Source organism: Acidiferrobacterales bacterium (assembly GCA_028820695.1).
In the GTDB taxonomy this organism is placed as follows: Bacteria; Pseudomonadota; Gammaproteobacteria; order Arenicellales; family JAJDZL01; genus JAJDZL01.
Window position 1 is genome coordinate 131,176 of record JAPPIB010000055.1, and the last position, 20,876, is coordinate 152,051.

At 53.5% G+C, this 20,876-nt stretch carries 19 protein-coding genes; 9 read left to right on the forward strand and 10 right to left on the reverse strand.

What is annotated here, in order from left to right; all coding sequences use genetic code 11:
- Window positions 1-96: 96 nt before the first annotated feature.
- The 9 genes from OXI60_11340 (at window position 97) to lnt (ending at window position 10,255) form a co-directional block, all read left to right on the forward strand.
- Window positions 97-1,284 carry a pyridoxal phosphate-dependent aminotransferase gene (locus OXI60_11340; GenBank protein MDE0310402.1) on the forward strand — a complete coding sequence of 396 codons (1,188 nt, stop codon included), beginning with the start codon at window positions 97-99 and terminating at the stop codon, window positions 1,282-1,284.
- Between the two features lie 161 nt (window positions 1,285-1,445).
- The gene (locus tag OXI60_11345) at window positions 1,446-2,645 is read left to right on the forward strand and encodes an acyl-CoA dehydrogenase family protein (protein MDE0310403.1); all 1,200 of its coding nucleotides are present in this window, start codon (window positions 1,446-1,448) and stop codon (window positions 2,643-2,645) included.
- 2 nt (window positions 2,646-2,647) lie between these two features.
- A complete protein-coding gene (locus tag OXI60_11350; GenBank protein MDE0310404.1) occupies window positions 2,648-3,823 on the forward strand; it encodes an acyl-CoA dehydrogenase in 1,176 nt (391 codons plus the stop codon).
- A 27-nt stretch (window positions 3,824-3,850) separates the two neighbouring features.
- On the forward strand, window positions 3,851-4,762 hold the full coding sequence (cysK, locus tag OXI60_11355; GenBank protein MDE0310405.1) for a cysteine synthase A: 912 nt from the start codon (window positions 3,851-3,853) through the stop codon (window positions 4,760-4,762).
- 321 nt (window positions 4,763-5,083) lie between these two features.
- Window positions 5,084-6,445, forward strand: a complete 1,362-nt coding sequence (gene miaB, locus OXI60_11360) for a tRNA (N6-isopentenyl adenosine(37)-C2)-methylthiotransferase MiaB (GenBank protein ID MDE0310406.1) — start codon at window positions 5,084-5,086, stop codon at window positions 6,443-6,445.
- Window positions 6,438-7,418 (forward strand): PhoH family protein, encoded by a 981-nt coding sequence (locus OXI60_11365; protein ID MDE0310407.1) that lies wholly within the window; start codon window positions 6,438-6,440, stop codon window positions 7,416-7,418. Before miaB ends, OXI60_11365 begins: the two co-directional genes overlap by 8 nt.
- Window positions 7,419-7,420: 2 nt before the next feature.
- On the forward strand, window positions 7,421-7,882 hold the full coding sequence (gene ybeY, locus OXI60_11370; protein ID MDE0310408.1) for an rRNA maturation RNase YbeY: 462 nt from the start codon (window positions 7,421-7,423) through the stop codon (window positions 7,880-7,882).
- The gene (locus OXI60_11375) at window positions 7,879-8,730 is read left to right on the forward strand and encodes a CBS domain-containing protein (protein ID MDE0310409.1); all 852 of its coding nucleotides are present in this window, start codon (window positions 7,879-7,881) and stop codon (window positions 8,728-8,730) included. Before ybeY ends, OXI60_11375 begins: the two co-directional genes overlap by 4 nt.
- Before the next feature lie 40 nt (window positions 8,731-8,770).
- A complete protein-coding gene (lnt, locus tag OXI60_11380) occupies window positions 8,771-10,255 on the forward strand; it encodes an apolipoprotein N-acyltransferase (protein ID MDE0310410.1) in 1,485 nt (494 codons plus the stop codon).
- Here the strand turns inward: lnt and mgtE are convergent.
- The 10 genes from mgtE to OXI60_11430 all read right to left on the reverse strand — a co-directional run bounded on the left by mgtE (window position 10,252) and on the right by OXI60_11430 (window position 20,778).
- Window positions 10,252-11,598: a magnesium transporter gene (gene mgtE, locus OXI60_11385; GenBank protein MDE0310411.1), complete on the reverse strand. Its 1,347-nt coding sequence runs from the start codon at window positions 11,596-11,598 to the stop codon at window positions 10,252-10,254. The two genes, lnt and mgtE, sit on opposite strands and share 4 nt — an antisense overlap.
- A 305-nt stretch (window positions 11,599-11,903) precedes the next feature.
- Window positions 11,904-12,308 carry a hypothetical protein gene (locus tag OXI60_11390; GenBank protein ID MDE0310412.1) on the reverse strand — a complete coding sequence of 135 codons (405 nt, stop codon included), beginning with the start codon at window positions 12,306-12,308 and terminating at the stop codon, window positions 11,904-11,906.
- A gap of 327 nt (window positions 12,309-12,635) precedes the next feature.
- Window positions 12,636-14,429 carry a phosphoenolpyruvate--protein phosphotransferase gene (gene ptsP / locus OXI60_11395; protein MDE0310413.1) on the reverse strand — a complete coding sequence of 598 codons (1,794 nt, stop codon included), beginning with the start codon at window positions 14,427-14,429 and terminating at the stop codon, window positions 12,636-12,638.
- Window positions 14,426-14,698, reverse strand: a complete 273-nt coding sequence (locus OXI60_11400; GenBank protein ID MDE0310414.1) for an HPr family phosphocarrier protein — start codon at window positions 14,696-14,698, stop codon at window positions 14,426-14,428. Before OXI60_11400 ends, ptsP begins: the two co-directional genes overlap by 4 nt.
- Window positions 14,695-15,585: an RNase adapter RapZ gene (gene rapZ / locus OXI60_11405; protein MDE0310415.1), complete on the reverse strand. Its 891-nt coding sequence runs from the start codon at window positions 15,583-15,585 to the stop codon at window positions 14,695-14,697. The genes OXI60_11400 and rapZ overlap by 4 nt, the downstream gene beginning before the upstream one ends.
- A 52-nt stretch (window positions 15,586-15,637) precedes the next feature.
- Window positions 15,638-16,168 (reverse strand): PTS sugar transporter subunit IIA, encoded by a 531-nt coding sequence (locus OXI60_11410; protein ID MDE0310416.1) that lies wholly within the window; start codon window positions 16,166-16,168, stop codon window positions 15,638-15,640.
- A gap of 7 nt (window positions 16,169-16,175) precedes the next feature.
- Window positions 16,176-16,499 carry a ribosome-associated translation inhibitor RaiA gene (gene raiA, locus OXI60_11415; protein ID MDE0310417.1) on the reverse strand — a complete coding sequence of 108 codons (324 nt, stop codon included), beginning with the start codon at window positions 16,497-16,499 and terminating at the stop codon, window positions 16,176-16,178.
- Between the two features lie 15 nt (window positions 16,500-16,514).
- Window positions 16,515-17,891, reverse strand: coding sequence for an RNA polymerase factor sigma-54 (rpoN, locus tag OXI60_11420; protein MDE0310418.1), 1,377 nt, complete (start codon window positions 17,889-17,891; stop codon window positions 16,515-16,517).
- A 367-nt stretch (window positions 17,892-18,258) separates the two neighbouring features.
- Window positions 18,259-18,483 carry a hypothetical protein gene (locus OXI60_11425; protein ID MDE0310419.1) on the reverse strand — a complete coding sequence of 75 codons (225 nt, stop codon included), beginning with the start codon at window positions 18,481-18,483 and terminating at the stop codon, window positions 18,259-18,261.
- Window positions 18,484-18,603: 120 nt separating this feature from the next.
- On the reverse strand, window positions 18,604-20,778 hold the full coding sequence (locus OXI60_11430; protein ID MDE0310420.1) for a SulP family inorganic anion transporter: 2,175 nt from the start codon (window positions 20,776-20,778) through the stop codon (window positions 18,604-18,606).
- Window positions 20,779-20,876: the final 98 nt, after the last annotated feature.

Consider the following 20,876-nt stretch of genomic DNA (forward strand, 5'->3'; position numbering starts at 1 on the left):
TGCCATGTGTCGTATCACCGCCATTCACCGCCAATGCGTCTGTAATCCGCAAACCTGCCCTGCTGCCTATCGTCCGGGCATTATCCAGGAAGTAACTTGTACTTCACAGGCCTGACAGAGCGTGTCGGCGGCAAGGGCTCGGACGCGTGGGAGGTTCACTATGCGGCGATCGAGCGTCAGCGCCAAGGTGCCGACATCGTCATACTCTCGATTGGTCAGGAAATGATCGAGAGCACACCCGACGTTATCGTCGAAGCCTGTTACTCGAGCCTCAAGCGCGGTCGACACCACTATAGCGAAATTGGCGGCGAGCCGGATTTGAGAGAGGCTATCGCAAAGCGATTTTCCGACGAATCCGGCCTGACAGTTTCTGCTGCCAACTGTGCGGTTCTCGCAGGTGCGCAGAATGCACTTTTTGCTGCCTCACTGTGCACTCTTCAGCACGGCGATGAGGCAATCATCATGGAGCCATACTACGCCACTTATCCGGCAACATTCTCAGTGGGCGGCGCCGACGTCACCTCAATCAATACCAGAGCCGAAGATGACTTCATGCCAAGGATTGACGAGGTGGAGAAGAGCATTTCGAAACGGACGCGCGTCATCGTTGTCAACTCGCCGCACAATCCATCCGGGGTGGTCTATGACCAAGACTTCATGCAGGCCATGGTCGACATTTGCCGGTCGCGCAACATCTGGCTCATCAGCGATGAGGTCTACAGCTGTCTCCTGCCGCCCGGCTCGCATCACAGTCCTGCCACGCTGCCCGATGCGTTTGACTGCTGCATCACTGTGTCCAGCCTATCGAAGTCCCACCGGATGACCGGGTGGCGACTCGGCTGGATCATCGCGTCAGAGCCTGTCATAGAAAAGGTTTTCAATCTGTCAACGTGCATGAGTTACGGGTTGCCGATGTTCATCCAGGATGCGTCGGTCACCGCGTTGGAGCACACAGACCGTATAGCCAATGCAGTGCGCGATGAGATAGACCGGAAGAGAAATATGGTCATTTCCCGCCTGGGTCAGATCGATGGGATCAACATCCGCGGTTCAAGATATGGCATGTTCGTCATTTTTGAGGTCAGGGACTTGGGTATTTCCGGCATTGATTTTGCTTGGCGCCTATTGGACGAATATCAGGTTGCCGCCCTACCTTGCGATGCCTTCGGCGCAAGTGCTGAAGGCCTGATCAGGATCAATATCGGCGAGTCGGAATCAAATCTGCTGACGGCCTGTGAACGCATCCGTACCCTGGCACAATCCCTGAACAGCGGTAGCCGATGAGCGAATCATCATCGCCTTGAAATAATTCCATTCAGCGCAATATTAGTATCAGTGAGCGGATCACGGATCCCCTGACGTGTGCAATATTATTGTCGTAATTTTAGAAATTGTGAAATAATATTTGCCCGTACAATGCCAACAACCGAATTGATAAAACGATCATGCTAACTGCACCGCCATTCAATCCTGAATTGGAAGTGTTTCGCCGCACCGTCCGCGAGTTCATTCAGGAAAATCTGCCGCAGCGCACCCGAAAGATGGTGGCGGCAGAGCAGATGGATCTCCCCAAGGAGGTACAGGCACAATGGCACAGGATCCTGCGGGACCGGGGCGGTTGGTGCTGCCCCTCTTGGCCTTCGCAGTACGGCGGGCCGCAGTGGAGCGATGCGCAGCAGTATATTTTCGAGCAGGAACTGGCGCTGAACGATGCGCCGCGGCTGATGATCTACGGCGTCGGCATGCTGGGTCCAACGTTGTTCAGGTACGGCAGTGAGTCCCAGAAGGAAACAATACTGCCGGACATTCTTGATGCCAATACTTTCTGGTGTCAGGGTTTCTCCGAACCGAATTCCGGATCAGATCTCGCTTCACTGAAGTGCGACGCGCAGCGTGTCGGTGATGAATACATCATCAACGGTTCAAAGATCTGGACCAGCGAGGCACATATCGCGGATTGGATATTCGGTCTTTTTCGTACGGGTAAGGGGGACCGCAAGCAGCAGGGCATCACGTTTTTGATGATTGACCTGTCGAGCTCGGGAATTACCGTTGATCCGCTTTTGTTGTTTGAGGGAACACACGAAGTCAATCAGGTACACTTCGAAGATGTCCGGGTTGCGGTGGAAAATCGGGTCGGTGCGCAGGACCACGGTTGGGAGATCGGAAAATATCTTCTTGGTCTCGAGCGTTTCGGAACCGCTGAGGTGTCACGCACCAAAGCCAGTCTTGAGCGGTTGCGGCGAATCGCCCACTCAGAAGTGCCCGGCGGCTCGCGACTGATTGACAATCCATCGTTCGCCGAACAGTTCGACCGGCTGGAGATTTCCCTGCATGCACTTGAGATGACCGAACGCAGATTCCTGCTCGCCGAGAACGCGACACAGTCTTTCGGTGCTGAAGCCTCCATGCTCAAGGTGCGCGGGACCGAAATCCAATGTGATGTGTTTCGCCTGACGGCTTTGGCCGGTGCCCACTATTCGCAGCTTGATCTGTCCCGCGATCAGATTGACGTCGAAACGGATTCTCCCTATGCACCCGGCAACGCCACCAGGAATTACTTCAACTATCGGAAAACACCGATTTATTCAGGATCAAATGAGATCCAACGCAATATCGTCGCCAAGGCGGCACTGGGACTGTAGCCGTGAATCAGGGAGCGATTTCCGAACAGTGTAATCTGATCGAGCACATGGCGATGCGATTTCTCGACAAGAATTATCCATTTGCCGTTCGCCAGAAACTGATCGGTTCAGCATCCGGGTTTTGCCGCGATCAGTGGCAGGAGACCGCTGAGCTCGGCTGGATGCATCTGCCTGTTGCGGAACCTATTGGCGACAATGGTGGTGTTGCCGACTTCGTCGCGGTCCTGATGCGGGTATTCGGCCAGCACAACTATCAAAGTCCGTACTTTGCCAGTGCGGTGGTGGCGGCGAAGATCATCGAAGCGATGGCTGAAGGTGCTGTACGGACCGATTTTCTGAATCAGATTGCCGATGGCACGTCGATCGTGTCGGCCGCATTGTATGAAAAGCAATCCAGGTTTGACCTGTGCAATGTCCTGACATCGGCGACTGAATCGGCTGACGGCTATATGTTGCAGGGTTCGAAAGTTGGTGTGCAGTACGGAAATGTCGCCACACACCTGCTGATTCTGGCCCGGACTGAAGCCAGCCGGCCCTATTGTGAGGGATTGTCGATGTTCCTGGTGCCGAAGGACCTCGAGGGCATCAGCCTTGATCATCATCGTACCCATGACGGCGGACGGGTCTCCATTGTTCATCTGAATAATGTCGCCACAGCGCATGACAGTCTGATCGGATCCAGGGATCTGGCGCTGGCGGAATTGCGCCAGGCCCTGAACTTCGCCCTCGCCATGGTCTGCGCCGAGATGGTTGGTGTGATGGATTCGACATTCACCGCGGTGTTGGAATTCGTCAAGACCCGCAGCCAGTTTGGCAGTCGTATCGGATCTTTCCAGGCCATCCAGCACCGGCTGGTCGACATGTACACGCGCTGCGAACTGGCATCTTCCATGGGCACGGAGGCAATAAGGGCAGTCAATGATCTTGCCGGTCCGGATCAGGATCGGCTGATCGCCGCCGCCAAGGCGGAGGTCGGCAGGCTGGCGACTGTGAATGCCGAGGAGGCGGTTCATCTGCATGGCGCGATGGGAATGATGGATGAAATGCCAGTGGGCCATTTTCTCAAGCGAGTTTTTGCGCTCAATGGTCTATATGGAGATGCTGAATATCATCAGGGTCGCTATCGCCAACTCAGCCAGGATCAGTGGATCCAGCGTGCATTGCCGGGCGTAAGATAACTTCGAAAATAAAACTGTGAGACGTCAATGAAGTACGAAAACATATTGCAGACCGTCGGTAATACACCGGTCGTGCGATTGAACAAGTCATCGGCACCGGCTGATGTGGATGTCTGGGTCAAGATCGAGAGTTTCAATCCTGCAGGTTCTGTCAAGGACCGCCCGGCGCTGAATATGATCGAGGACGCAGAAGAACAAGGGCTTATCAAACCCGGTGACACGATAATCGAACCGACCTCCGGCAATACCGGTATCGGTTTAGCCATGGTGGCAGCCTACAAGGGATATCGAGCGATATTTACCATGGCGGAAGACATGAGTGAGGAGCGAAAGAGAATCCTGACCTCATACGGAGCCGAGATCATATTGACACCGGCTGACAAAGGGACCAAGGGTGCGATAGAAAAAGCAAGGGAACTGGAAGAACAGGAAGGCTATTTTTTCGTCGGTCAGCATTTCAATCCCGCCAATCCGCAATCGCACCAGTCGACGGCAGATGAGATTTACGAGGACTTCGGCGATACACTGGACTATCTCGTGTGTACAACCGGCACCGGCGGTACGATCACCGGCATGAATCACTATCTCAGAAAGCGGATTGCGCACCTTCGGATCATTGCGACCGAACCGGCCGATTCGCCAATTCTATCAAAGGGCATCGCGTGCAAGCACAAGATCATGGGTACAGCACCGGGGTTCATTCCGGACATTCTCGACACAGACTCATACGATGAGATTCTTCCTGTGACGACCGAAGAGGCCTATCGGACAACACGCTATCTCGCCAGGGATGAAGGAATATTTTCAGGCATCTCGTCGGGTGCGGCAGTTTCCGGTATGCTGGAAGTGGCCAAACGGGCGGATAGTGCAGGCAAGACCCTGCTGGCGATTCTACCGGACACCGGCGAGCGTTATCTCAGTACTGATGTCTGGGCGTGACATGAGTCGGGCTATGTTGTTGGCCGCTCATCGGTGATCTTTCTCATAGTCGATTGTGCGGACATCTCCCTGATCAAATCCGACCGCGATGACACGATTCGTACCTGAGCGAAGTGATTGCATGAGAGATCGGCTGCGCCGATTCGGAATGGCACAACGGGTCTTTGAGTATTGGAGCACGGGAGTATGCTCGATGCCAGGCGCAATCGCAGTGAGTCAACTCTTTGCAGTCATTCGTTTACAATATGGCTGATGAACGCGGCTGCGCTCTCGGTTCCATAGTGCAGTATCGGATAGGCCTGTGAACGATCATTGACATTGGTGAACAAGAAACTTTACATCAAGACATTCGGCTGCCAGATGAACGAATATGATTCGTCAAGACTGGCGCAGTCGCTCGCGGTCTCACATGGCTACCGGGAAACCGACACACCGGAAAATGCCGATCTGTTGCTTTTGAACACCTGCTCAGTGAGGGAGAAAGCGCAGGAAAAGGTTTTTTCGCTGCTCGGCCGTTGGCGACCATGGAAAGTCGACAATCCGGATATCGTAATCGGGGTGGGCGGTTGTGTCGCCAGCCAGGAAGGCGAAAACATCCTGAAAAAAGCCCCGTTTGTTGACTTCGTATTCGGACCGCAGACCTATCACCGGGTCAGTGAAATGCTGGACGAGACGATTTCCGGGCGCAATCACAGCCTGGACATCACCTTTCCGGAGATTGAGAAATTCGACTGTCTGCCGCCGAGACGGGTCGATGGTCCCCGCGCTTTCGTGTCGATCATGGAAGGCTGCAGCAAGTACTGCAGTTTTTGTGTGGTGCCCTACACCCGAGGGGAGGAATACAGCCGACCATTCGATAGCGTCATTACAGAAATCTACGAGCTTGCCGAGCAGGGCGTGCGGGAAGTGACATTGCTTGGACAGAATGTCAACGCTTACCGCGCGAGCGGTCATATGAACCGGGAAGTGGACTTCGCCACCTTGCTGCGATATGTCAGTGAGATCGATGGCATTGGCCGGGTTCGGTATACAACCTCCCATCCACTGGAATTCACCGATGAGCTGGCGCAGGCGCATCACGACCTTCAGTCGCTCGCAAGACATGTTCATCTGCCGGTACAGAGCGGCTCGAATAGCATCCTGACGAAAATGAAACGCAGATATACGCGCGAGCGCTATCTTGACATCGTCGCCAACCTCCGCAGCCATTGTCCCGATATCAGCATCACATCGGACTTCATTGTTGGTTTCCCGGGAGAATCGGAGCAGGAATTTCAGGCGACCATGGATTTGGTTGATGAGGTTCGATTCGATCAGTCTTTCAGCTTCCTATACAGCAAACGCCCCGGCACACCGGCTGCACAGTTGCCTGACAATACGCCCATTGAGAAAAAGAAAGACCGCCTCTATCGCCTGCAAGATAAACTGAATGCCTATGCCGCCGAAGTCAGCGACGCCATGGTATCTTCAGTTCAGACAGTTCTGGTTGAAGGGCCGTCAAAACGAAGACGCGGTCAGTTGTGCGGCCGTACCGAAAACAATCGGGTGGTTAACTTTGACGGGTCACCCGAGCTGGTCGGAGAATTCATCGATCTGCAAATTACTGAGACCATGCCAAACTCACTTCGCGGTGTTGCCGTTGCAACACACATTCAGGATTCACAAACTGCCCGAATTGGCTGAACCATCAAACATTTCCCAGGTCGAGAACGTTCTCGTGCTGACCCCCGCCGATAGCCGGCGGCTGGCGAACCTTTGCGGGCAGTTCGATGCCAATATCAAATCGATCGAAGGGCATTTCAGCGTCCGGGTGTCAAATCGGGGAAATCTTTTCTATATCGAGGGCAACGAGAACTCGGTTCGTGATGTGGAATCGGTGCTTCGCGTGCTCTACGATGAGACCGGGAAGTCCGACCGTCTTGACTCCAACGACGTTCAGGGCGTGATTTCCCGTCTGAACCGGAGCCAGCCGGACAATCAATCCTATTTCCTGAAAGTCAGGAAAAGTACCATTCGGGCATGGTCCGGCAATCAGGAAACCTATCTTCGCAGCATACAGAACAATACCATTACGATTGGTGTCGGCCCTGCCGGTACCGGCAAGACGTACCTGGCGGTTGCCAGTGCCGCACACGCACTGGCCAATGACACGGTCAGTCGAATTGTTCTTGTTCGACCGGTTGTCGAAGCCGGTGAGCGCATTGGTTTTCTGCCCGGCGACATCGAAAAGAAAGTCAATCCTTACTTGCGTCCGCTCTATGATGCGTTATATGAGATGTTGGGGTTTGACCGGGTTGGCCGGCTGCTGGAGCGAAGTACCATTGAGATCGCACCGTTGGCATTCATGCGGGGCAGAACCCTGAATGATGCGTTTATCATTCTGGACGAGGCACAGAACACCACGGTCGCTCAGATGAAAATGTTCCTGACTCGCGTCGGATTCAATTCCCATGCGGTGATCTCAGGCGATATCACGCAGATCGACCTGCCCCACAGTACCCAGTCGGGTCTCAAACATGCTTTGCGAATCCTCAATGGGATAAAGGACATCTCCGTTGTCAGATTCAACAATTCTGATATCGTTCGCCATCCCTTGGTACAGACCATTGTTGATGCCTATGAACGCGATTCCAGCCGCAAGGACGACGGTCGGTAACAATGTCCATAAATATTCAAGTTTCAAGTTCGTCCACAGACCTGCCCGCCGATACAGACATCGACGATTGGATACGTCAGACCTTGGTCCACGCCAATCGGGTCGATGCCGAGGTGACGCTGCGGGTTGTGGATGAGTCGGAAATCACCGACCTGAATCGCGTCTATCGGGATAAGAACTCTCCCACGGATGTGCTCGCATTTCCAAATCCCCTGCCACAGGAAATCGACATGGATCTTCTCGGTGATGTGGTTGTCTGTGCCGGGATAATCAACCAGCACGCGTTCGATCACAAGATTTCCCAATCAGCTCACTGGGCCAGAGTCATTGCACATGGGATTTTGCATCTGTGTGGATATGACCACGCACAACCCGACGATGCGACACACATGGAACGGGCGGAGGCGGAAATCCTTAAGCAAGTCGGACTTGTTCATGCAGAGCTTTTGAGATCGGAATCATGAGCGATCGAAAACTTTTACTCCAGTCGCTGTCCGGAAAGCTGCGAAGCAAACTTGCACGCGCGATTGCATCATCACCGGAATCGGCGCGAGAGGTGATTGAATTTGTTGACGATGCCACCCAAAATGACGTAATCGCGCCGGACGTTAACGAAATCATCCAACGTGTGATCGGAGTGTCCGAACTTCGAGTCAAGAATGTGATGATTCCCCGCGCACTGATGGTTACGATCGACATCGACTCCAGTGTCGACGAAGTTCTGAAAATTGTGACTGAATCCGGCCATTCGCGATTTCCGGTGCTGGGCGGTCATTCAGACAATGAACAACAGGGTGTTCTGCTGGCGAAAGATCTGCTGCAGTACATTCAGGACGTCTCCATACAGGAGTTCAGTCTTCATGACAATCTGCGCGATGCAATGCTGGTCCCCGAAGCGATGCGCCTCAATACACTGCTCAAACTGTTTCAGTCGACCCGCAACCATATGGCTATCGTGGTCAACGAATACAATGGAATTGCCGGGTTGATCACCATCGAGGATGTGATCGAGGAGATTGTCGGCGAGATTGAGGATGAGTCAGATTATGACGAGTCCGAAAGAATCACAAAAATCGCCGACAATCAGTACATGGTGCATGCACAAACTGAGATCAGTGACTTCAACGAGACTTTTAACGTCAATATCGACGAAGATACCGACACGATCGGAGGAGTTATGTTAAAGTTGGCTGGCAAGGTTCCGGATGAGGGAGATGTTTTCGACTACGAGGGACTGCAGTTTACGATCGTCAGTGCTGATCAGCGGAAAATTCTCTCTTTACGGGTAACTCCCAAGAATTCTGACAGGTAAGCTGTGCGACACTGACAGCCGGCGATCTGACGGTAGCGAATTGAAATCAAATCTGCTGAAGCTTCTGTCGGCGTTCGGGGCCGGGCTTCTCACCAATGCCGCGTTTGAGCCGGGTGGTGTATTTCCCCTGGTGTTTGTCACGCTTGCCGTCCTGTTCTGGATCTGGAGCGAATCATCTGCCAGAATCTGCGCGTGGAGCGGCTTCGTGTTTGCCTTGGGATTCTACGGATTCGGAATCCACTGGATATACAACAGCTTGCACGATTTCGGCGGAGCGCCTCCTGGGCTGGCCGGGTTCATGGTTTTTGCACTGGCCTGTTTCCTGTCGTTGCTGGTCGCGGCCGGTGGGTTTCTCCAGGCAAGGTTGCGAATTTCCGGGACATTGCGTTGCCTGGCAGTCATTCCTGCAGTGTGGGTTGCTGTGGAGTGGATACGCAGCTGGATACTGACTGGGTTTCCGTGGCTTTACGTCGGCTATAGTCAGACGGACAGCTGGCTGGCCGGATGGGCTCCGATTCTGGGTGTTCTGGGAGTCAGTTTCATGGTTTGCCTGATTGCCGGGTTTTTGGTGCATTCGTACCGAACTGGATTCCGGATCGATGTGATGGTCCTGACACTCGCCGTCGCACTGGCTGGACTGTGGGGCAGGACGATTGACTGGACCAGCGAAACTCATCCGCCGATCAATGTGGCGATTGTTCAAGCCGATGTAGACATTCTGGATAAGTGGAACTTCAACAACGCCCGTTCGCATCTGGATTTTTTCGTCGCACAGACTGCGGCACTGGTGAATCAGGACCTTGTGCTGTGGCCCGAGATCGCAATTGTCCAGACTGACAGGCGACTTGATAAGCTCAAGCTGTGGAGGCTTCTTGAGAGCCTTGCGCCGGATGTTCTGGTAGGCGTGGTTGAAGAACAGCAGATCGACGACAGGACAGTCCACTACAACAGCGCATTCGGAATCAGTGATGATGTTCACAAGTATCGCAAACGTCACCTCGTTCCCTTCGGCGAATTCATTCCGTTTCGTTCGCTACTCGGTTGGCTGAACAACTATATCGAGATTCCGGAATCAGATTTCACATCCTATGATGGAATTCAGCCTCCCCTCGTTCTCGCGGGTCAGCCGGCAGCCATCTCAATCTGTTATGAGGATGCCTTCCCCCTCGAGTTCTTCCAGGTGCTTCCGGAAGCTACTTATCTGGTCAATCTCAGCGAAGATGCATGGTTTGGCGACAGACTCGCTCCGTTTCAGAGGCTGCAGATGTCGCGTATGCGGGCGATTGAGGCTGCCCGGCCGCTACTTCGGGCTGCCAACAAAGGCATTTCTGCGGCCGTTGATCACAAAGGGAACGTCGTAGCCCAACTCATGCAGGACGAGGGCAAGGTACTGAAGACACAGATCACGCCCAAGTCAGGGTCTACGCCTTACGTCCGGTTCGGAAACGTGCCTGTGCTGCTGTTATGTGTGATCTCGTTTGCGCTCGCGTTGGTGCGTAGGAGACCTGCCCGGGAAGCGGGCTAGACGAGCACCAGTGCGGCAAACCCGAGTATCGCGAGGAAGCCTACTACATCGGTGATGGTGGTCAGCGCGACCCCGGCAGCCAATGAGGGGTCAATGCCGACTCGTTCCAGAAGCACTGGCAGCAGCACACCCGATGCCGCAGACACACAGATGTTGACCAGCATTGCAATCGCGACAATTGCCGCGAGACCATAGTTCTGGTACCACAGAATCGAGATGCAGGCGACAACCAGTGCCCACACCAGTCCATTCAGCCCCCCGACCAACAGTTCTTTTTTCAGTACGTCCTTCGCATTTGCGATTGAGATTGTGCCCACGCCCAATCCGCGGATGACTTTGGTCAGGGTCTGGGTGCCGGCATTACCTCCCATACTGGCGATGATCGGCATCAGTACAGCCAGCGCAACAAGTTTTTCGATCGCCTCCTCGAACTGTCCGATCACCCAGGATGCCAAAACTGCTGTGACCAGATTCACACCAAGCCAGATCGCGCGTTTTCGCGCAGTCTGAAATACCGGTGCGAAGATATCCTCCTCATCGTCCAGCCCCGCTGGAGCCAGAAATGTACGACTGGCGGAATCCTGAATCACGTCGACCACATCATCAATCGTAATCCTGCCGATCAAATGACCCTTGTCATCAATGACCGGTGCAGAGGTCAGGTCGTAACGCTCAAACGAATTCGCGACATGCTCTTCCGAGTCAGACGGACTGAACGTGTGTGGGCTCTCGTCCATGACGGTTGAAACCTGCTGACTCAGATCAGAAGTGACAAGATTACGCAGCAGCAGGGTGCCTCGAAGCATCCCTTCCCGGTCTACGACATAGAGTTTGTCGGTCGGTTCAGGCAGTTCTCCTCGCAGACGCAGATACCGCATCACGACACCGACTGAAATCGTCTCGCGAACGACGACGGTATCTACGTTCATCAGTCTCCCGGCGGTCTGCTCCTCGTAGGACAAGACCGCACCGAGACCTTGCCGCCTATCCTCGTCGACCGCCACCATCACATCGGCGATAATCTGCGACGACAAGTCAGGCACCAGCTCGGCAATATCGTCGATGTCCAACTTCTGGATCGCGCGCACCAAGGTGCTTGAATCCATATTGGCGATCAGGTTCTCACGAACCCCGTCGGATGCCTTGGCGAGAATCTCACCCATGTCTGACTCCGCGACCTCAAACCAGATCAGACGTCTTTGCTCGGGTGGAATGCTCTCGAGTATCTGTGCAAGATCGGCCGGGTGCAGGCCATGAATCGTATCGCGCAACTCACTGGCTGCGCCGTGTTGCAGCCGTTGCAACACAAACTCTCGAAGTTCGGAATGTTCGCCGGTGGACATGGGATTTACTTGTGAATCAGGCGCGGTGAGAAGGGCGACCGCTTGTTTCGGAGGTTATAAGTGTAGCACGCAACTGCTCAGGTCATATTCGACTCATTATACGGACAGAGCCTGAACCGGCAAACAGTTCAGACTTTCCGCCACTAACGGGCAGCGCTTATCCCGGCTGGCTGCATCCGGGATGCGGGACTTGTATTGGAATGGTGCAGACAGTTCGCTTGCAGCAATCTTGCCTGATCAGCAACTGATCGCGTGAATGGATGCCTGGGCAGTTAAGAAAAAAACAGTGCTGGTAAAGTATGCGGCTAGTCCTGCGACATCTCCGCATTCGATATTCCGACTTGGACGATGCGCGGCTTGTCAACGCCTGCGACGCCGACATACTTGAATAACGCGCCGTCCAGCTCGCGGGGCTGTGTATTCTGAACGACAACGGTCTGGGTGCCGCTCAGCAGGGCGGCAAATGGAGCTGATTGAGAATCCGCCTCGGAATCGGCAGGGAATTTGAAGGATTCGACGCCAGTGTTCGTGAACTCTACGTTACCCTGTTCATCGCTGACCCAGAATTCTGAAATGACCGATTGGTTCGCCACCTTGGTCAGTACCGCATTGATCGCGCCGGCATCCAGTCCGGCCTTGATCGCGGCATCAACGTAATGTGCTGTCAGAATCGCTTGCGCCACCATATGTTTCGAAATGTTGTTTTCCATCTTGCTGCCTCCTGTGTTCGAGATCTGGCGTTTAACGGATGCTGACTTGATGTTATTGTGATCCAGAAATGGAGTGACACAACATACACCCGTCCAGCAGCTATTTTACAGTCCGCGGAAAGTTCGCAAGTGCGAAATGAGAAACCATTCAGCGGATGAGGTATGGCGCTGCATGCATTTTGCATGCCTCAGTCTATTCCAAAGACATTGCGGTCAAAACAAGGATCAACCATATTTCAGTCATTGATCTGGCACTTGGTGATTCACGGCCGAATCCCAATTGCCCCAATCCGTGTGATTGCGTGGCTTCGCGATCAGCGGACTATTTCATTGAATCTGTCTGACCGGCTGTTGGCTGGTTTGAGGTTCTTGCGGGCGGGTGTCTGCGGAATCGATCCGATTCAGCTGATCCAGCAATTCGAGGCGCTTAGAGGAGTCGTGGCACTCGATGATGCCGTCGACCTGTCCGACAACCTGTCCGACGGAACTGTTCCTCACAACCTGCTTGACCTCAAGCAGGGTTGCCGGGTCCATACTGAAAATCCTCAGTCCCATACCAAGCAGCAATCGCGTGTAGTTGCTGTCGCTTGCCATCTCCCCGCACAGTGATACCGGCTTGTCAAATTTCTGCCCGGCCTGGATTGTGTGCCTGACCAGTTTCAGCACGGATGGATGCAGCGGGTCATATAGATAGTTGACCTCGTCGTCGACCCGGTCGATCGCCAGGGTGTACTGGATCAGATCGTTGGTGCCGATGGATAGGAAGTCCAGGTGCTGCGCAAACTGCTCTGCCGTGATCGCAGCCGCCGGCACCTCAATCATCCCTCCGATCGGGACTGCTGAATCATGCTCTATCCCTTCTGCTCTGAGGTCATCAGCGACCTGGGCAACGATCGCCTTGACTTGTGTGAGCTCCTCAAGGTTCGACAGCATCGGAATCATGCACTTGACCTCACCGTACACCGCGACTCGCAGGATCGCCCTCAACTGTGTGCGGAATATGTCTTCAGAGCGCAGGCAGAATCGCACTGCACGGACTCCGAGTGCGGGATTGATCGCGACTTTCCCCTGTCTGCGTCCACCATCCACCTGTTTGTCGGCTCCGAGATCGAGCGTACGGATGGTGACATTTTTCAGTGCCTGTACAACCTGCCGATAGGACTCGAACTGCTCCTCCTCAGTCGGCGACTGCTCACGGTTCATGAACAGGTATTCTGTCCGATACAGGCCGACACCGCTCGCGCCCGATTCCAGCGCGGCATCAATTTCTGACGGCAATTCGACATTTGCGAGCAGGCTTACCTCAAAATCGTCAAGTGTGAGTGAATTCAGGTTGCGGGTCGCCAGCAGTCGCTGGTGCTGCCGATCGTACTCCTGCAGACGAAGCGTGAGTTCCCTGAGTGCAGTCTCATCCGGATTGACGATAACCTGTCCACTCTGACTGTCGACCGCGACCGTCGCCCCATGCGGAATCTGCCCGACCTCGCCGTGCAGCCCTACGACAGCAGGAATCTGGAGGCTTCGTGCAAGTATGGCGACGTGGGAGATCCGGCTTCCCAGATCGGTTGCGAATGCCCGCATATTCATCTTCATGTACAGCACAGTATCCGCCGGAGTCAGTTCATGAGCGACGACGATGTAATCACTCAGATCCTGTTCGGGGCGACTGTCATCGTCGCCCAACAAGACGAGCAGTTGGCGATGAATCTGGGATATGACCTGATTGACGTCATCTTTCTTGCTTCTGAGGTATTCATCATCCATGGCATCGAACACCTTGACCAGATCATCCCGATGGATCATGAGCGCGGCGACAGCACTGACAGACTCTCTGTAAATGATCCTGACGGTCTCATCCCGCAGTGTTGCATCCTCAACCATGAGTACATGCGCTTCAAGAAACGCATCGATTTCGTGAGGTGCGTTCGCGGGCACCTCAGCCCGCGTTCTGCGAAGTGACTCGGCGGTACGTTTCAGTGCGAGATCAAGAAGTTCAACCTCAGTTTCGAGCCGCTCGGGTCCGACGGCCTCGATCGATGTATCGACAATAGCCTTATCGACGACGAAAGCGGTGCCGATTGCAATTCCAGACCCGACACCTGATCCTTGCAGCAGAATCAAATTTCGTTCTCCCCGAATCCTGAGTCGAACAGCTGCTGAACCGCCTTGTCGGCAACCGCCTCATCCGGACCATCTATCCTGAGCTCCAGTTCGGTTCCCTGCGTTGCCGCCAGCATCATCAATCCCATGATGCCTTTTGCATCGGCTGACTTGGCACCGTCAACCAGTGTTATCTCGCTCTCGAATCCGGACGCGACACGAACCAGCTGCGCAGCGGCGCGGGCGTGCAGCCCGAGTTTGTTGCGCACTTGAATGGTCGTTGACCTCATGGGCTCGGAAGTTCGTTGTGGCGCTTGAAAACGTCGTGCCCGCGGTCGACGAAGCGCTGTGCAATCTGTTCAACAACATACACCGACCGATGTCGACCGCCGGTGCATCCGATTGCGATGGTGAGATAGACGCGACCGGCATCATGAAACTTTGAGAGCCACTCGGCTATGAAGCAGTCAATCTGTTCGATCATGTTTTGGACATCGGGTTTGGTGGAGAAGTATTCCTTGATCGGGCCTTCGAGACCATTGAATTTTTTCAGCTCGTCAATCCAGTAGGGATTGGGCAGACAGCGGACATCAAACACAAAATCCGCATCGAGGGGCGTGCCATGCTTGTAGGCAAAAGACTTAAACAGCAGCGACGAGTCGCTGACCCCGAAACCGGCAGCATCCTCCTGAATCAGATTGCGCAGCTCATGGGGTGAGATGCTCGTCGTATCAAAATGCTTGGACGCCATATCCGACAATGGCGCAAGCAGCCGCTTTTCGGTCTCAATGCATTCAAGCAGTGACATCGTACCCTCCATCAGGGGGTGAGTTCGCCGCGTCTCTCCAAAGCGTTTGATCAGCGAACTGATCTCAGCATCCAGATAGATGATCTCAAACTGGACGCCGCTGCGCTGCAGGTACTGGATGTTGTCATCAAGGGAGTCAAAGAATTTCCTGTTTCTGGAGTCGATACCGACCGCTGTCCTTCGACAGAATACAAACTCAGGCTCCAACACCGAACTGATGAATGGTTTAAGCAGCACAATCGGAAGATTGTCCACGCAATAGTAACCGAGGTCCTCCAGTGCCCGCATCGCGACACTTTTGCCCGAACCTGATAACCCAGTGATTACCTTGAGGTACCTGACGTCGTCGTTGTTGGCACCTTGTTTCACGCAATCTGGTCTCGAATGAAGTGGTGTCTTAACACCCGTTGAGTTCGCTGGCCTAGGATCGGGCTGTGTCGACTTCAGACTCGATATTCGAAAGAATGCCGTACATTTCCTCCGAGTCGGCCGCTTGCATGAACTTCGAATACATACCATACTCCAGAAAAGCTTGAGCCAGCCGGGACAGGACCTTCAGATGCGAACTTGCACTTTCCCGGGGAACCAGCAAGCCGCAGGCCACACTGACGTATTTCCCTTCTCCCGAATCCACACACAAGGGTGTCTGCATGCGCAATATGACACCCAGTGACTCAGTCAGTGATTCCAGGCGACAGTGCGGAATCGCCACACCGTCAGCAATCCATGTGCTGCCGATCTGCTCGCGTGCCAGCAGGGCTCGAAAAACCGTATCCTGGTCCAATGGATGCGGGCTGTTCCGGGTCAGCAGCCCCGCCATCTCCTCAAACATCCGTTTCAGGGTCGAGGCCTTGCTTGCCGTCCGAATTCTGGCCGGCGAGAAAATTTCCGTCAGCCGCGCCGAGTTCAGAACACCCGCGTCGGCTGAAGAGTGATCCGGACTTTCACTCATGACATGGTCAATAGCGGATGGTTCGCTGACCGTCGCTGTGCCGGCCATGATCAGTACGAAGTTCCTTGTGTTTGATCACCTGCCGGTCCAGCTTGCTGGACATGGCATCAATTGCCTTGAACATATCCGGTGCCTCTGACTTCGCATGAATGTACACCTTGCGCGCATGAACAGTCGCTTCCGACTGGAAAGTGGACTTCTCCTTGTGCAGGATCACGTCAACTTTGGTGGGATGACGAAAATGGTTTCCCACCTTCTTCAGGCGCTTGTTCACATATTCCCGAACGGAATCTGTAATGTTCATATGGTGGCCTGTGATCGTAATTTCCATAACAATACCTCTCACTCACTGTGGGTCGGACAATTGGGCTGCCGCGATTGCGCGACGAGCCTTGTAAGACGGTACACGCATCTCAGCCCTGTACTTGGCGACAGTCCTGCGTGCGATATTTATTCCGCTGTCCCACATGCGTTGTGCGATCTGCTGGTCGCTCAATGGGGTCAGCTGATTTTCGGATTCAACAATCTGAAGGATTCTGTGTTTGATCGACATCGCCGATTCATCCTCGCCGACGTCACGTCTTATGCGAGCCGGAAAAAAGTGCTTCAACTCGAATGTGCCTCTTGGCGTCATTATATATTTGCCGGAACACGCCCGACTTACGGTCGACTCATGCAGGTTGACCGCGTCCGAGATCTGCTGCAGTGTCAATGGTTTCATGGCATGCTCGCCATTGTCGAGAAAGGCGCTCTGGTGTCTGACAATCGCCTTGGCAACACGAAGAACCGTATCGTTTCGTCGACTGACGTTGTCAAGAAAATGCTGTGCTGTCACCAGGTTTCTCTCAAGGTATCTGCGATCTTTTGTTGGTATTCCATCGTCAATCATCGATCGATAGTGTTCGGAGATTTTCAGGTTTGGGATGAATTCCGAGTTGAGTAAGACAGCCCACTTGTCATCGATCTTGCGTGTGACCACATCAGGAATCACGGTCAACGCAGCCGCGCCGAAATTGATCGCCGGTGAAGGGTTCAGCGACTGTATCAGGTCAACCGCCGCCCGCACCGACGCCGCATCAACTTGCATCTGGGCGCCAATCTGTTCCAACTGTCTGTCGCCAAGCAACTCGAGGTGATCGCGCAGTATCGATTTTGCGTTCTGTCGCACAGACCGGGGAGAATTGGCAAAGTCCAGCTGGATTGACAGGCACTCGGTCAGATTTCTCGCCGCTATACCCGGCGGGTCGAGTTGCTGTACCACCTCCAACACCCCCTCAACCTGTTGAGGCTCGACAGTCCATGGCAGGAATTCGACAATGTCCTGGATGGATTCTGTCAGGTATCCGCGTTCATCAATGCAATCAATGATTGTGTCGGCAATGGCGCGATCCGACTCTGAGAGCCCGGAGGCAAGTATCTGCTGGGCAAGGTGTTCGCGAATGGATATGGATTCCATCCGATTTGCCGCCAACTCCAGCATCTCATCGGAGTCGAGCTCGGTGCGTTGCACGCCGTTCGATGGCAACTCTCCGTTCCGCCATGTCTCATCGCCTTCTTCCGGGACGGTGCGATCGACTTCTTCCAAAAGTGGATTGGAGTCAACAACGTCCCTGATTTCTTCTGCCAGTTCGGAACTGGATAGTTGCAAGACCCGGACGGCAGTGCTGAATCGCGCGTTGAATGTCTGTTTTTGGCGTTGGCGTAATTCTACGGTCTGTCTCATGATTAACTGATTATTTATTCTACTGCAACCGGTGAGAATTACGCAAAGGATTTCCTGATTGCCGCAAGTTATAAGTATGCTTTGTGTACAGCGATGTCATTGCAAGTCATTGATCATTAATACGCAATACATCACGGAACGATGATTGGTCCGGTCCCGCACAGGTTCAGCCCCCATGAGTTCATGCAACAGCACGACGACCAGGTCAAGTGCCTCGACGTGCTGTTCAAGTTGAAATTTCTGACCGGAATATCTGGAAATTTACTTACCGGTAGTGACATTTGGTACAAATTGCTCTGACGCTTCGACAAACATCAGGCCATCCATTTGCCGCTACGGGAATTGTCCTTGGCCGCGCACATGGATCCTAGATCCGTACGAACCGGTGCTGGTCGCATGCATGCGTTGGTTCCTGCAGGCGATAAAGCTCCACGAAGGTTGAAATTTCCACAAGGGACAGCACGAGCAGTTGGAGGCGCTGGTCGGCGACTGACATTTCCTCGCCCCACCTCTTGTCCAAGTAATTCAACACCTCGTCGATCTGCCGTGTCATGGCATCGTAAAACGATCGCATCTCATCTGCCGAACTCATGAGCTTAAGTTCTACCCGCTCCTGTTCGGACTCCAGCGACTACCTGACATATGGCTCCAGATTCGCAAATTCCGGATCGGGTCCGATATCCCCGATGCATACGAAAGATGTACACTACCGCTAGTCAGGAGAGTCCAGAATGACGCACGAGGTATACAAATACCGGTATAGTTTGAGTGCCAGCGACTTTTCTTGCTGTTCAATCCAGCGCAACTCCTGCGTGCCTAGCAGCCATACCTTGCAAGGCAATTCGGCAACCACTGAGTGTGCACGGGTATCCGCATCAAGCACAGGAAGAATTACATCTCCAACTCCACATTGACGAACTCTGGTTCCGTTTTGGTCAAACACTGTAGCTCTACCCGATGCAAGCAGATGAATACCCTCACCTTCCACTGCTGCTATCTTTTCATCCTGTTTGTATTCACGGGTTTCAAGCCATGCTGACAATGATTCGACTACATCTTCAAAACTAGTCATTCTGTCCAGGTATCGCTCGAGAAGTTCTTCCGATTGGGTCAGCAGGAACTCCCGTTTCAGGTCTGCGGTTTCAGCATCGGATTCCCAGTTTTCTATGACCAGGTCTTCGCATCGCTCAAGTGCTTGATCCTTGCTCGATTCGAACCACAACTTCTCGAATGCAGAAGTCGGGACATCCCGCATCAACCCTTTATGCAGTGCATCCGACATTGCGCAAATTACGACTTGCACACCATTTTCCGTCGAATTCTGGATAAACTGACCCAAAATGCTGACAGCTGAGTAATCGACACCGGAAACAAGCTTCATATCAAGTATCAGGCAGGTTGGAGGCGCAGAATTATTGAGCGGCTTTCTGAGTCGTGCAACCAAGGGTCTGGCACTGCCGAAGAATAAGTATCCCCGCAGGCTGTACCCGCATATCTGATCTCCTGACTGTAAAAGAATAGTGCGTTCGGGCGGCTGTCGAACCTTCTTGCTTCGATACGTTCGACCCGTAAACTCGTCTGCAATGGGATCGACGAGACTCAGCCTCAGCGCAAAAAAGACAAGAGTCGCCAGCAAGCCTGCCACAATACCCTCGACAAAGCCAAAGACATTGATTACGACTACAATCAGCAATACGATCGCGTAATCGGTCGCAGGCATTTTTTTGTAGCTTTGATACAGCCCTTCGTCGAGCAGTCCTATGGCAACGAAGAATAACAGTCCGCTCAACAATGATACAGGCAAGAATTCGAGCACACCGGATCCAAAAAACAATCCTCCGCCAATGACCAGTGCGCAAATTACGCTTGTCAATCGTGTTGATGCCCCGAAAAGCCAGCTTCGGTAGGTTGGAGGGACGACCATGTAAGTGAAGGTCGCGCCGCTGACTCCCGAAAATATACTTGAAATTCCAGCGGCGGAAAACTCCCTGTCCCAGTTCAGTTCCCGGCCGACCAACGTCTCAAGCCCTGCAAGACTCATCACTACACAGACAAGAGCGACAAAAATAAGTACCAGCAAATTCGGTATCTGATCTATAACCGCGTTCCAGTCTACTTTCGCCAAGTCTGTCGGAGTGATCACTGGCCATAATACGCCTTCAACACTGTTCAGCAGCAACTTGGAGTCTCGAGCATCTTCAATCGACAACCCAAGAGCGACAAAGACCAAATGGTATGCCCCGACCAAGACAACGACACTGAACGGAAGGATCAGCGCATTTTTCCATCGTCGCATTGCGAAGAATAGTACAAGGCCGTACATCGCTCCGGGTAACCAAAGAACCAATGAAGACGGTTCAAACAGGTGCGTATAATTTTGCGGGTCAAGCTCAACGCCCGCGATGGATACCGTGGCGATGCCGACCGCAATTCCCATTCCACCGACAAAACCTGCCGCTACCGAAAACGGAATGAATCTGACCAGCATCGAAAGACGCAGTCGTCCAATTAGCAGACACATCGTGCCGGCGACGACCGAGCCCAGAGTCAATGCCACCACAGTGGTTACAAAAAGAACCTCGCCACTCGCATCAATCGTAAGTCCCACCTGCGCCATGACAATCACCAGCGCGGGTGAAATCCCTGCTATCGCCCCGCGAAAACTACCGGTCAAAGCGACCGAAATGCAACCGACAAATACGCCGAACAGTACCAGTCCAACACCTTGCGGCAAATATGGCTGTAACGGTCCGGAAAAAATCGCACCGGCGAAAGCAATGTGAGCAACCAGTATGCTCAGTCCCGCGGTGGAACCTGCTGAAAGCGCAGGAATGATTTTCAACGACTGGATGGTTCCAGCCGATTCGGTGTTTACACTTTTTGGCATCAGTATGCTTTGATTCAGCAGCAACCTGCCTTTTACGATAGGTGCATTACTCCGAGATCAACAATGACGGGCGAATCGGTCGAGCGGCTCCATCAGCC